Origin of the sequence: Streptomyces hamibioticus (assembly GCF_047946815.1) — a bacterium.
In the GTDB taxonomy this organism is placed as follows: Bacteria; Actinomycetota; Actinomycetes; order Streptomycetales; family Streptomycetaceae; genus Streptomyces.
In genome coordinates this window covers 6,997,276-7,009,643 of the sequence record NZ_JBKKQY010000001.1, presented here as the reverse complement: position 1 = coordinate 7,009,643, position 12,368 = coordinate 6,997,276, and the positions used below count along the sequence as shown (strand labels likewise).

Sequence of the window (12,368 nt, the reverse complement as noted above, 5' to 3'; positions counted from 1 at the left end):
GCCGCGGCCAGAGGCCGGGGCCAGAGGCCGGGGCCAGAGGCCGGGGCCAGAGGCCGGGGCCAGAGGCCGGGGCCGGGGCCGGGACAGCACGGTGTCCCAGGCCGGACTCGGGAAAACACTGGGCCGGGGGGTCCGGTCCCGGGGAGCGACGGGTGCCGCCGCCGAGGCGTTCGGCCTCAGACCGCCGGTGTTCAGGCGCAGACCGCCGGCGTCCGACCGCAGACCACCGGTGTTCGGCCGCAGGCCGCCCGGCGTTCCGTCTCAGGCCGCCAGCGTCCGTCCCGGTCCCAGGCGGCCGAGCAGCTCGGTGCGGTGCAGGTCGGCCACCGCGGCGAGCAGGTCGGGGTGGCGCAGCAGGGCCGCCGCCCGGCGGTCCTGGTCGTCCGGGTCGAGCAGGCGCCGGAACGCGGCCGGGGTCGCGTCCCGGTGGTGGTCGTCGGCGACGCTGGTCACGGCCAGGACCGCCAGTTCCGGATCGGTCAGGAGCGTGGCCGCCCAGCTGGCCACGACCTCGTCGACCCAGGTGCGCCAGGCGTCGTCGGCCGAGTCACCGGCCGCGGCGTCGTCCGCGCCGGAGACCCAGTCGAGCCGGGCGGATCCGCCGGGGCCCGCGACCCCCACCAGGGCCGCGTCCATCGGCGTCGGATAGCGCAGCCAGGCCGCGACCGTCACGGCCTGGCGTGCCTGCACCTCGCACAGGGCCGCGGCCAGCGCGCCGCCCGACGCCGGGTAGGCGCGGGTCAGCCACTGGGCGGTCGCCGCGATGACCGGGGAGAGTTCTGCATGCACTGCCGGACCGTCCGAACTGATCTTCGAGAAGACAGGGGTACGGAAACCGTAGCCGCCGGTCCTTCCGCAGGACATAGTCCGGGTCTCCCGCAACACGTGGCCTCGGACACATCCGCCGGCCCCCATGCGCGCAGAGGCCAACGGTGCGTCACCGAGTTTCCGCCCTCCTACCAGGCGGGAGTCGTCACGGCCGGCCGGTGGACGGCCTCGGCGGCGTCCCGCAGGTGCAGGGCGACGCCGATGAGGGCGCGCAGGGCCGAGGGCCGCAGGCTCTGGGCGCTCTCGGCGGCCAGCACCAGCAGACAGCCGGCGGCCTGCTCGACCACGGAGACGGGCAGGGAGAAGTCGCCGCCGTCGGCACCGCGGAAGGCCCGCCACGGGGTCGCGGCCCCGTCGATGGCCCGCTGCACGGCGTGCTCGAGGTGCTGTGCGGCCTGCTCGGCGATGGAGGCCGGGAGGGTGACGGTGCGGTGGAACGCTGAACTGGTCATGGTCCCACTGCTCCCCCGCTCCGTGGGGCTTCCCACGGCCCGACGGGGCTTTTTCACCGGGTCGGCGGGGCGCGTCCCACCGTCGGGCGGGCCGGGGACGCGGGCGGCGGGGGGTCGTAGTCTGGGCGCCGTGCATGCCGACGACTCCTCCCCCTTCGGTTCGTTCGACGGCGCGGGCCCCGGTGCCGTCGCGGCCCGGCTCACCGGCCGGGCCGTCGTCCGGGAGCGCCCGCTGTCCGCGGGGCTCGCCGAGGTGGCCCTGGACGACGGCCGGGTGGTCATGGTCAAGCACGGTGATCATGACGGGGCGGCCCGGGCCGAGGCGGCCGGGTTGCGCTGGCTGGCCGACGCGGGCGCGGTCCGGGTGCCGGCGGTGTACGGCGAAGACCCGCACCGGCTGGTCGTCGACCGGGTCGCGGAGGGCCGCCCGAGTGCCGGGGCGGCGCTGCGGTTCGGGCGGGAACTCGCCGCGCTGCACGCCGCGGGTGCGCCCGCGTTCGGTGCCGCTCCGCCCGGCGGGCCCGAGGACGCCTGGATCGGCCGGGCCCCGATGCGCAACGTCCACGGGACCGACTGGCCGGCCTGGTACGCCGAGCACCGGGTGCTGCCGTATCTGCGGCGCACGGTCGACGACGGCACCGTACGGCCGGCCGAGGCGGCCGACGTCGAGCGGGTCTGCGAGCGGCTGCCCGAGCTGGCGGGGCCGCCGGAGCCGCCCGCCCGGCTGCACGGGGACCTGTGGAGCGGCAATGTGCTGTGGGGCGCCGACGGCGGGGTGTGGCTGATCGACCCGGCCGCGCACGGCGGGCACCGGGAGACCGACCTGGCGATGCTGCACCTGTTCGGCTGCCCCCACCTGGACCGGATCGTCGACGGTTACCGGGAGGCGGCGCCGCTCGCCGACGGGTGGGCGGACCGCATCGGCGTGCACCAGCTCTTCCCGTTGCTGGTGCACGCCGTGCTGTTCGGGCGCGGTTACGCCGCGCAGGCCCTCTCGGTGGCCCGGGCGGCCCTGCGGGGCTGACCCGTCGGGCTCACCGGGCCCGGTGGGCTCAGCGGGTCACCACGTGCCGTTCGTCGGGGACGCAGTGGGTCATGGTGAGGCCCTCGACGTCCCGCGGCGGGTTCTTGCCCAGGCTGGACAGCCTCTTGCGGTCCTCGTCGGTCAGGTCCTGGCCCGCCAGGGGCTCCAGGCCCGCCACGTCCTCGGGGCTGATCCCGATGCCCTCGCCGACCCGCAGGCCCAGGTCGTTCTCGACCAGGAGGAAGTGCCAGACCATGCGCTCCTGGATGGGCCTCGGGCACTGGGAGAGCAGGTTGACGAAGTTCTTCACCAGATCGTCCCGCTCCCACTGCTCCATCAGCAGGTAGCGCTGGCCGGCCTGCTGGTAGTCGTTGGTGCGCGGGATGCGCTTGCGGGTGACCCGGCCGCTGATCTCCGGTCCCTGCTCGTCGTGCGTCGGGTACTCGGCCTCCCGCAACCCGCCCGTGATCGACGGCTCGTAGTTGACGACGGGGTTCTCGCCGCCGCCGTCCACGTGGTACGTCATCAGGCCGTCACGCTGGTTGGTGCGCACCTGGGCGTTCTTGGCCTGGTTGACGGGAAGTTGCAGGTAGTTCGGGCCGACCCGGTAGCGCTGGGTGTCGCTGTAGGAGAAGGTCCGGCCGACCAGCATCTTGTCGTCGGAGAAGTCCAGGCCGTCGACGAGGACGCCGGTGCCGAAGGAGATCTGCTCGTTCTCGGCGAAGAAGTTCTCCGGCATCCGGTCGAGCACCATCCGGCCGACCGGCTTCGGCGGGAAGTCCTGCTCGGGCCAGGTCTTGGTGTCGTCCAGCGGGTCGAAGTCCAGCTCCGGGTGGTCGTGGTCGTCCATCATCTGTACCAGCAGCTCCCACTCCGGGTACTCGCCGCGCGCCACCGCCTCGTAGAGGTCCTTGGTGGCGTGCCCGAGGGAGTCGGCCTGGACGTTGGCCGCGTCCTCCTCGGTCATGCTGCGCACGCCCTGCTTGGGCATCCAGTGGTACTTGACCAGCACGGTGCGGCCCTCGGCGTTGACCCACTTGTAGGTGTTCACGCCGAAGCCCTGCATGTGGCGGTAGTCGGCGGGGATGCCGCGCGGGCTGAACAGATTGACCAGCATGTGCATCGACTCCGGCGTCTGCGACATGAAGTCGAAGATGCGCCGGGGCTGCTGCTCGAAGGTCACCGGGTCCGGCTTGAGGGCGTGGATGACGTCCGGGAACTTGATCGCGTCCCGGATGAAGAAGACGCCGAGGTTGTTGCCGACCAGGTCCCAGTTGCCGTCCTCGGTGTAGAACTTCACCGCGAAACCGCGGGGGTCTCGGGCCGCCTCGGAGGAGTCGCGTCCGCCGATGACGGTGGAGAAGCGGACGGCCACGTCGGTGCGCTTGCCGCGCTCCTGGAACAGCTTGGCCCGGGTGTACCGGTCGATCGGCTCGTCGCCCCAGGCGCCGTACGCCTCGAAGTACCCGTACGCGGTGACGCCGCGGGCGTGCACGACCCGCTCCGGGATGCGCTCCCGGTCGAAGTGGCTGATCTTCTCCAGGAACTGGTAGTTCTCCAGCGTGGCCGGGCCGCGGGCGCCGACCGTGCGCTGGTTCTGGTTGTCGTAGACCGGATGGCCCTGCCGGTTGGTGAGCACCTTGCGGTCGTCGCCGGGAGCAGGGCCCTGGCTCGATACGTCCGTCATGGTTTCGTGGGCTCCTTCGTGCGTGACGTCAGGCGGGTGACGTCCGACTCGTGGCTTCCGTCAGGCGTGGGTGCTGCCGCGGGCAGCGCTCGGCGGCCCGCGCGGGCCGCCCGAGTACCCGGCACCGGCGGGTCACTCACCGGCCGTTCCGGCGCACCGCCCGGGACCAAGCCTCGGGCCGGACCCGGGTCCCCGCCAGCCGGGGCCGGTCGCCGCACACCCATACGTGACACCCGTCGAGGCGATCGCGAAGACGCCGGAGATCATCAACGTCGACGTTCCCGACCAGCACGGGTGGGGCGGGATGGCGGAGCTGTCGCCGCAGCCGTGACACCCGGCCGGCCGCGCGGCCGCGCCGAAGGCCCGGACACCGGTACGTCACGGTGTCCGGGCCCGGCGGCCGTCGATCCCCTCAGCCGCCGTTGAGCCGTGCGCGCAGAAGCCCCTTGCCCAGTTCGGCGCCCTTGCGGCTGTCCGCCTGCGCCTTGCGGAACAGCTCCGCGACCTCGGTGTCCTTCTGGCGCTCCGCGTCCTGGATGTAGTTCTCCAGGCGGAGCGCGTTGTTCAGGCACGACTCGACGTACCAGATCAGGTTGTAGTCCTTGTCCTGCGTACCGGTCAGGCCGCCGGTCTCCGTGCCGCTGGTCATGCGGGCCTCCTCTTCCTCTTGGCCGTCCTCGTTCGTTCGGGACGGCCGAGTACCCGTACCCGAGCGGTGCACACAGCCCCCGGAAGGGGCCGGCAGGACAGGAAGGGACCGGCAGGGAGGAACGGGGCGGCGGGGGCGCGACCGGTCCCCCGTTCCGGTCGTGCCCCCGCGGCCCGTTGAACGTACGCGGACGACTCGGCCGTTGTGAACCGTGTCGATGCCCGTCGGCGGGCCGTCCTGGCTCAGCCGTGCACAGGTGAGTCCACGTTGTCCGGGTTCGTCCCGTGCAGGACGGGCTGGTCGAGGTCCCCCACCGCCAGATGGGCCAGGACGACCTCGTACAGGTCGCTGCCGGCGTCGAGCAGCCGGCGTTCGAGCACGGGCTCGGCGCTGCGCACGTGCTCCCGCACGGTCTGGGCGTGGACACCGAGGGTCCGCGCGGCCCGCTCGGCGTTGCCGCCGACGGCGAGCCAGGCGCGCAGTGTGCGGCGCAGGTTCCGGGTATCGGTCTCCAGCCGGCCGAGCAGATCGTGCGCCCAGGTGCGCAGCGCGGGCCCGGTCAGCAGGTCCGCCAGCCGGGCGGCGCCCGGATTGCCGGGGGCGCCGCCGGCCGGGTGCCGGTCCAGCCCGGCCTGGGCGTTCAGCGCGAGGTGGACGGCTGCGCGGGCGGTGAGATCGGTGAAGTCCGTGTGCAGCAGGCTCTCGACCCGGTCCATCCGGGCGCGGACCGTGTTCCGGCTGACGCCGAGGACCTTGGCCGTGCTGACGGCGGTGAACTCCAGGCCCAGGCGGGTGGTGGCGAGGAGTTCGGCTCGGGTGTGGTGCGGCAGGGTGTCCAGCGGGCGCAGTAGATGGGCCGTCCAGTGGTACAGCGCGGCCGGGTCCATCAGCCGCTCCGGGCGGGTCCGCTCGGCGTACACGGCGGCGCGCTCCTCGCGGAACCGGGCCACGGCCAGGGCACTGACCGCCTGCCCGTAGGCGGTCGCGGTGCGGGCGAGGCCGTGCCGTGCGCTGCCGCCGAGGAAGGTCCCCGGATGCCGGTCGACCAGCGTGCGCAGGATGTCGTCGGTGGCCTCGCGCGGCGTCAGGACGATCACGTGGCCGTCCATGGCCGGGCACCGCACGACGAGGGCCCGTTCGCCGGTCGCGTCGAGGCACTCCTCGGCGAGGCGGTCGCGTTGCGCGGGGGCGCACTCCATCACGTAGACGCAGGCCGTGTCGGTGTCGAGCAGCCCCGGCCACAGGCCCGCGGCGACCCGGCGCGCGGAGACGGTGTCCTCCACCATCAGCAACTGCAGGATGGCCAGGCGCAGGTCGGAGGCGGCCCGCCGGAGCCGCTGTCCCGCCGAGGTCGACTCCTGAGCGGCCAGCAGCAGGGCGACGACCTGGGCGGTGTGCGTGACGATCTCCGCGGCCGGCCGGTCGAAGGGGGTCGCGCGGGCCACCGACAGCACGGCGGCCGGGGCCGGCCGGGGCCGCTCCACCCGGACCAGGCGCAGGTGCCGCCCCCGGTCCTCGCAGGCGGCGGAGGCTATGCGGCCGGTGGCGATGTCCCGGACCAGGTCCTCGTCGAGTGCGCCGGGGGTCCCCGCCAGCAGGTGCCCGGTGCCGTCCTGCAGCGTCACGGTGGCGTCGACGGCCCCGGCCAGCCAGGAGACGACCCTGCGCACATCGCGGCCGGCCGGCCGCAGGTGGTCGAGCAGCTCCGCCGCCCACACCCCGTCGGTCGTCCCGTCGCCCTGCCGTGTCCCGTCGCTGTCTCGGCCCGCCACGTCGGCCCGCTCCTCGTCCTCGCCCCACTGTCGGCTCCAGGCCGGGGACGTTACCTCATGGCCGGCGCCCCGCCGGTACCGAAGCCGCCCCCGGCCGGCCCGCGGGCGGCATCACCCCGGGCGTGCTCCGCGCCCGTCCGCCGGAGGCATAAGCTCGACGGATGGCGAAGTACTTCGACGTGCACCCCGACAACCCCCAGCCGCGCAGCATCGCCCAGGTCGCCGACAGCATCCGCGCCGACGCGCTGATCGCGTACCCGACGGACTCCTGCTACGCCCTGGGCTGCCGCCTCGGCAGCCGCGACGGCATCGACCGGATCCGCACGATCCGTCAGCTGGACGACCGGCACCACTTCACGCTGGTGTGCCAGGACTTCGCGCAGCTCGGGCAGTTCGTGCGGATCGACAACGACGTGTTCCGGGCGCTCAAGGCCTCGACCCCCGGCAGTTACACCTTCATCCTGCCCGCGACGCGCGAGGTGCCGCGGATGCTCCAGCACCCGAAGAAGAAGACCGTCGGCGTGCGCATCCCCGACCACGTCGTCGCCCAGGCCCTGCTCAGGGAACTCGGTGAGCCGCTGCTGTCCAGCACGCTGCTGCTGCCCGGGGAGGAGGAGCCGATGACCCAGGGCTGGGAGATCAAGGACCGGCTCGACCACGTGCTGGACGCGGTCGTCGACTCCGGGGACTGCGGCACCGAGCCGACGACGGTCGTCGACTTCTCCGGCGGCGAGGCGGAGATCGTACGCCAGGGAGCGGGCGACACGTCGCGCTTCGAGTAGGAGCGGGGCCCACGGCACCGGGCCGCCCGGCGGCGGGTCACCAGCGTCCCGGCGCGGTGCCGGCGACCGGCTCCGACGGCCGGCCGTCCACACCGAACGGCACCTCCCCGGCCAGCATCACGCGGTGCATGATCCGGGGGTGGTCCAGGTGGGCGGCGTCGCTCGGGGCGAGGTGGATGGTGGCCCGGTTGTCCCAGAAGGCCACGCTGCCCGGCTCCCAGCGGAAGCGGACCGTGTACTCGGGCCGGGTCGCCTGTTCCAGCAGCATGTCGAGGACCGCCCGGCTCTCGTGCCGGGAGAGCCCGGCGATCTGCTCGACGTAGTAGCCGTTGACGAACAGCGTCCGCTCCCCCGTCTCCGGGTGGACGCGCACCAGCGGGTGCTCGCTCGCCACCTGATGGTCCAGCAGGTGCCGGACGTAGGCGTCGTCGCCGGGCCGGGGCTGGTAGCCGACGCCCAAGCGGTGTTCGGCCCGCAGCCCGTCGGCGAAGTCCCGTACCGGCCCGGACAGTCCGGCGTACGCCGCGGCGAGGTTGGCCCAGGTGGTGTCGCCGCCGTACGGCGGGACGGTCTCCGCGCGCAGGATCGTCGCGGCCGGCGGGTCGACGCGGGCTCCGTGGTCGCAGTGCCAGCCGCGCAGCAGCGTGTGGCGGCGGCGCCGCAGCCACTCGTCGTGCTCCATCCCGAACCGGCCGCCCAGTTCCAGCCGGTCGGCGGTGGTCTCGATCTCCGGGACGTCGGGCGGCGAAGCCGTGCCGCGCCGCCCGAGCACGACCGGTTCGCCGAACCGCCGGGCGAAGGCGACGTGGGCGGCGTGATCGAGTCGCTGGTCCCGGAAGAACACCACCTTCCAGCGCAGCACCGCCGCGCGGATCACGGCCACCTGGGCGTCGTCGAGGCCGCCGGCCAGGTCGACGCCGGTGATCTCGGCGCCGATGTGGCCGGCGGCCGGTTTCACTTCGACGCCCGCGGCCCGTTCCGCCGCCCGCGACGCCTCGTCCGCCGTGGCCCTGTCCGTCGTCATGCGCAACTCCGTCGGTCGTCCGTCGTCGGCTCCACCAGAGATCGTGACAGCGTTCGGCGGCGGTGGCGACAGGGCCTCGGGGCCGAGGCGGCCGACGTCCGGGCCGGCTGCCCGGGACCGCGGTGTGCGACGCGCTCCGGTTGATCGGTGCGCGCCCTGTCCGTGACTCTGGAGGGACGGCGCACCGTCGCACCGGCCGTATCTAGTCGAGGGAAAGGCCCCCCGGTGATCAGCATCCCGACGCACACGCTCAACGACGGCACGACGCTCCCGGCCCTGGGCCTGGGCACCTGGCCGCTGGACGACACCGCGGCCGAGCAGGCGGTCCGCAGCGCCCTGGAGGCGGGCTACCGGCTCGTCGACACGGCGACGAACTACCGCAACGAGACCGGTGTCGGCCGCGGTGTGGCCGGCAGCGGCGTGCCCCGCGAGGAGGTCGTGGTCACGACCAAGCTGCCCGGCCGGCACCACGGCTACGAGGAGACCCTCGCCTCCTTCGAGGAGTCCCGTGCCCGTCTCGGCCTGGACTACGTCGACCTGTACCTGATCCACTGGCCGCTGCCCCGGGTGGACAAGTACGTCGGCTCCTGGAAGGCCATGGTCAAACTGCGCGAGGACGGCCTCGTACGGTCGATCGGCGTCTCGAACTTCGCGGCCGGGCAGATCGAACGGCTGGAGAAGGAGACCGGCGTGCTGCCCTCCGTCAACCAGATCGAACTGCATCCGCTGCTCCCGCAGGACGAGCTGCGCGCCTTCCACGAGCGCAAGGGCATCCGCACCGAGAGCTGGAGCCCGCTGGGGCGCGGCAGCGACCTGCTGGACGACCCGGCCGTCGTCGCCGTCGCCGGGGCGCACGGCGTGACGCCCGCCCAGGCGGTGCTGCGCTGGCACACCCAGCTGGGCGCGGTGCCGATCCCGAAGTCGGCGGCCCCGGGGCGGCAGCGCGCCAACCTCGACGTCTTCGGCTTCCGCCTGGACGACGCCCAGATGCGGGCCGTGGCCGACCGCGATCCCCGGCGGCTCGGCGGGGATCCGGAGGTGCACGAGGAGTTCTGACCGGGGTACTCGTGGCCGGTCGGCACGGGTAGCGCAGGAGAACCGCGGGAAGCCCGCGGGAAAGGGGTCCACGGTGGGTCAGCGGAACGGGCTGCGGGAGTACCGCGGCAAGCGGGACTTCGACCGGACCGGCGAGCCGCAGGGGCGCCGGGCACCGTCCGGCGGGGACGAGGCGCCCCGGTTCGTGGTGCAGATCCACGACGCGAGCACCCTGCACTTCGACTTCCGGTTGCAGGTGGACGACGTGCTGAAGTCCTGGTCGGTGCCGAAGGGGCCGTCCGGCGACCCGCGGGACAAGCGGCTGGCCCTGCCCACCGAGGACCATCCGCTGGACTACGACCAGTTCGAGGGCGTCATCCCGGCGGGCGAGTACGGCGGCGGCACGGTGATCGTCTGGGACCAGGGCACCTACGAGCCGCTGAGCCACGACCGCCGGGGGCGGCCGGTCGACTTCGCCGAGTCGCTGGAGCGCGGACACGCCACATTCCGGCTGCGCGGGGCCAAACTGCGCGGCGAGTACGCGCTGACCCGGTTCCGCACCGGCGACGACGGCGAGGAGGCGTGGCTGCTGGTCAAGGCCGCGGGCGCCGGGGCCGGACACGGCACGCCGGACCCGCACCGGGCGCGGTCGGCGCGGACCGGCCGCACGCTGGCACAGGTCGCGGCGGCCGGCAGCGAGGAGTGACCGGGCGGCCCGGCCGGGGAACGGCCGGCGCCGGCGACGGACGAGCGAGCGGAGGCCTCAGCCCGGGGGCAGTGTCTGTTCGGCCCAGATGGTCTTGCCGCTGCCGGTCTGCCGGCTCCCCCAGCGCTGGGTGAGCTGGGCGACCAGCATCAGTCCGCGCCCGCCCTCGTCGTAGGCGTGGGCCCGGCGCAGGTGCGGTGAGGTGGAACTGCCGTCGGAAACCTCGCAGATGAGGCTGCGGTCGCGGATGAGGCGCAGCTGGATGGGCGGCTCGCCGTAGCGGATGGCGTTGGTGACCAGTTCGCTGACGACGAGTTCGGTGACGAACGCGGTCTCGGCCAGGCCCCACGCCATGAGCTGCTCGGTGGCGGACTGCCGGGTGGCGGCCACCCGGGCGGGGTCCGGCGACACGTCCCAGGTGGCGACCTGGCCGTCGCCCAGCGCCCGGGTGCGGGCCAGCAGCAGCGCCACGTCGTCGCTGGGGTCCTCCGGCATCACGGCCTTGAGCACGGTGTCGCACAGGGCGTCGAGGGAGCTGGCCGGGGCGGTCAGCGTGCGGCACAGCTCGTCGGTGGCGTGGTCGACGTCGCGGTCGCGGCCCTCGACGAGACCGTCGGTGTAGAGGGCGACGACGGAGCCCTCGGACAGCGTCAGCCCCGTCGCCTCGAACGGCAGCCCGCCCACGCCGAGCGGGGGCCCGGCGGTCATGGGGACCAGCCGGGCGGTGCCGTCGGGGAGGACCAGCGCGGGCGGCGGATGGCCGGCCGCGGCCAGGCAGAGCTCGCGGGTGACCGGGTCGTAGACGGCGTACAGGCAGGTGGCGCCCAGTTCGGCGACCTCGCCGTTGTCGTCGGCCGCGAGGTGGGTGACCAGGTCGTCGAGGTGGGTGAGGAGTTCGTCGGGCGGCAGGTCCACGTCGGCGAGGGTGCGTACGGCCGTGCACAGCCGGCCCATGGTCGCCGAGGACGCGATGCCGTGGCCGACGACGTCCCCGACGACGAGGGCCACCCGGCTGCCGGACAGCGGGATCACGTCGAACCAGTCGCCGCCGATACCGGCCGCCGACCCGGAGGGCAGGTACCGGTGCGCGACCTCGACCGCGGCCTGTCCGGGCAGGCCCCGGGGCAGCAGGCTGTGCTGCAGGGCCAGCGCGGTGCTGCGCTCGCGGGCGAAGCGGCGGGCGTTGTCGATGCAGACGGCGGCCCGGCTGGCGAGTTCCTCGGCCAGCACCACGTCGTCGGCGTCGTAGGGGTCCTGGGGGGCGGCGCTGGCCAGTACCGCGACGCCGAGACTGGTGCCGCGGGCGCGCAGCGGCACTGCCAGGGCGGAGCAGACACGGTCCCGGAAGGAGCGGTTCTGCGGAGCCTCGGCGTTGCGCTTCCGCATCCACCGGTCGAAGTCCGGGTCGCCCGGGGCGGTCAGTATCGCCCGTCCCTCCCTCAGGGCCCGCGCGGGCGCCGAGTACGGCGGGTAGAGGTCGCTCTGGCCGAGATGGATCGAGGGTCGGGGTTCCCCCTCGATGGCGGCGCCGTGGGCCACCCGGCGCAGTTCGACGGCGTCGGCCGGCACCGTGAAGGGCTCGTCCGCGCCGAGCACCCAGTCGAGCAGGTCGACGCTGGCGAAGTCGGCGAAGCGCGGGACCAGGAGTTCGACCAGTTCCTCGGCGGTGCGCACCACGTCCAGGGTGGTGCCGATGGCGGCGGCGGCCTCGTTCAGCACGACCAGTCGCTGCCGGGCCCAGTGCTGCTCGGTGCTGTCGAACGCCGCGACGGCGACCGCGGTGACCTCGCCGGACGGGTCGAGGATCGGCCACATCTCGATGGTCCGGGCCTCCTCCCGGACCACGGGCCCCCTGGTGACGCTTTCGCAGCTGACGGGGCGGCCGGTCTCGGCCACCGTCCGCAGCTGCCGTGCGATGGCCAGGTGGTCGACGTCCATGTTCCGCATCGTGTCCGGCAGATACCGCCCGAGCAGTTCGTCCTCGGTCATGCCCAGCATGCGGCACGCGGTGTCGTTGGCCCCCAGGTAGTGCTGCCGGACGTCGAAGACGGACATCGCCACGGACGCCTGCCGGAAGACCTCCCCGGTGAGGGGCTCACGGCCCCTTTGGGGAGGATCGGCGGTGACCACGTACGCGCCCGGCTCGCCGTCCCCGGCCAGCAGCCGGCAGGCCCGCAGGCCGAGGGGGACGGTGGAGCCGTCCCGGTGGCGGATCAGGACGGGGCCCGACAGCGCGGACAGGGCACCGGGTGCCACGTCCTCGGCCAGCAGCTCCCGCGCGGGCCGCCCCACCGCTTCCTCGGCCGAGTAGCCGGTCAGCCGGCGGGCGCCCGCGCTCCACCCCGTCACCATGCCGTGGGTGTCCACGATCGCCGCAGCCGAGGCGTGCTCCATGTCGTCCAGGATTAT

At 74.0% G+C, this 12,368-nt stretch carries 11 protein-coding genes; 4 read left to right on the top strand and 7 right to left on the bottom strand.

Translation table 11 applies throughout. The annotated features are described in order from the left end of the window. Positions 1-261: 261 nt before the first annotated feature. Positions 262-789, bottom strand: a complete 528-nt coding sequence (locus tag ACLGIH_RS31980) for a hypothetical protein (protein ID WP_416528770.1) — start codon at positions 787-789, stop codon at positions 262-264. A 167-nt stretch (positions 790-956) separates the two neighbouring features. Continuing rightward, entirely contained in the window at positions 957-1,280 is a 324-nt protein-coding gene (locus tag ACLGIH_RS31975) for a hypothetical protein (protein WP_416528769.1), read from the bottom strand. 130 nt (positions 1,281-1,410) lie between these two features. Between ACLGIH_RS31975 and ACLGIH_RS31970 the strand changes: the two genes are divergently transcribed. Then, positions 1,411-2,304, top strand: a complete 894-nt coding sequence (locus ACLGIH_RS31970) for a fructosamine kinase family protein (RefSeq protein WP_416528768.1) — start codon at positions 1,411-1,413, stop codon at positions 2,302-2,304. 28 nt (positions 2,305-2,332) lie between these two features. On the opposite strand, the gene ACLGIH_RS31965 is transcribed toward ACLGIH_RS31970, so the two are convergent. The 3 genes from ACLGIH_RS31965 to ACLGIH_RS31955 form a co-directional block, all read right to left on the bottom strand. After that, positions 2,333-3,991, bottom strand: a complete 1,659-nt coding sequence (locus ACLGIH_RS31965) for a catalase (protein WP_416528767.1) — start codon at positions 3,989-3,991, stop codon at positions 2,333-2,335. 412 nt (positions 3,992-4,403) lie between these two features. Continuing rightward, positions 4,404-4,640, bottom strand: a complete 237-nt coding sequence (locus tag ACLGIH_RS31960) for a hypothetical protein (RefSeq protein WP_416528766.1) — start codon at positions 4,638-4,640, stop codon at positions 4,404-4,406. A 242-nt stretch (positions 4,641-4,882) separates the two neighbouring features. Continuing rightward, positions 4,883-6,412, bottom strand: a complete 1,530-nt coding sequence (locus ACLGIH_RS31955) for a helix-turn-helix domain-containing protein (RefSeq protein WP_416528765.1) — start codon at positions 6,410-6,412, stop codon at positions 4,883-4,885. Between the two features lie 161 nt (positions 6,413-6,573). Here ACLGIH_RS31955 and ACLGIH_RS31950 point away from each other — a divergent pair, with 161 nt between their 5' ends. Then, positions 6,574-7,194 carry an L-threonylcarbamoyladenylate synthase gene (locus tag ACLGIH_RS31950; protein WP_416528764.1) on the top strand — a complete coding sequence of 207 codons (621 nt, stop codon included), beginning with the start codon at positions 6,574-6,576 and terminating at the stop codon, positions 7,192-7,194. Between the two features lie 37 nt (positions 7,195-7,231). Here the strand turns inward: ACLGIH_RS31950 and ACLGIH_RS31945 are convergent, their stop codons facing one another. Beyond that, a complete protein-coding gene (locus tag ACLGIH_RS31945) occupies positions 7,232-8,218 on the bottom strand; it encodes a TauD/TfdA dioxygenase family protein (protein ID WP_416528763.1) in 987 nt (328 codons plus the stop codon). Positions 8,219-8,443: 225 nt separating this feature from the next. Here ACLGIH_RS31945 and ACLGIH_RS31940 point away from each other — a divergent pair, with 225 nt between their 5' ends. Further along, positions 8,444-9,274, top strand: coding sequence for an aldo/keto reductase (locus tag ACLGIH_RS31940; RefSeq protein ID WP_416528762.1), 831 nt, complete (start codon positions 8,444-8,446; stop codon positions 9,272-9,274). A 73-nt stretch (positions 9,275-9,347) separates the two neighbouring features. Next, entirely contained in the window at positions 9,348-9,959 is a 612-nt protein-coding gene (locus ACLGIH_RS31935; protein WP_416528761.1) for a DNA polymerase ligase N-terminal domain-containing protein, read from the top strand. Positions 9,960-10,016: 57 nt separating this feature from the next. Here ACLGIH_RS31935 and ACLGIH_RS31930 read toward each other — a convergent pair whose 3' ends face one another. Continuing rightward, positions 10,017-12,353, bottom strand: a complete 2,337-nt coding sequence (locus ACLGIH_RS31930) for a SpoIIE family protein phosphatase (RefSeq protein ID WP_416528760.1) — start codon at positions 12,351-12,353, stop codon at positions 10,017-10,019. Positions 12,354-12,368: the final 15 nt, after the last annotated feature.

What these genes read in the sequence shown, in the direction of transcription:
- ACLGIH_RS31965 (WP_416528767.1), bottom strand. Translation starts at nt 3,991, where the DNA reads ATGACGGACGTATCGAGCCAGGGCCCTGCTCCCGGCGACGACCGCAAG.
- ACLGIH_RS31930 (WP_416528760.1), bottom strand. Translation starts at nt 12,353, where the DNA reads ATGGAGCACGCCTCGGCTGCGGCGATCGTGGACACCCACGGCATGGTG.
- ACLGIH_RS31960 (WP_416528766.1), bottom strand. Translation starts at nt 4,640, where the DNA reads ATGACCAGCGGCACGGAGACCGGCGGCCTGACCGGTACGCAGGACAAG.
- ACLGIH_RS31945 (WP_416528763.1), bottom strand. Translation starts at nt 8,218, where the DNA reads ATGACGACGGACAGGGCCACGGCGGACGAGGCGTCGCGGGCGGCGGAA.
- ACLGIH_RS31950 (WP_416528764.1), top strand. Translation starts at nt 6,574, where the DNA reads ATGGCGAAGTACTTCGACGTGCACCCCGACAACCCCCAGCCGCGCAGC.
- ACLGIH_RS31975 (WP_416528769.1), bottom strand. Translation starts at nt 1,280, where the DNA reads ATGACCAGTTCAGCGTTCCACCGCACCGTCACCCTCCCGGCCTCCATC.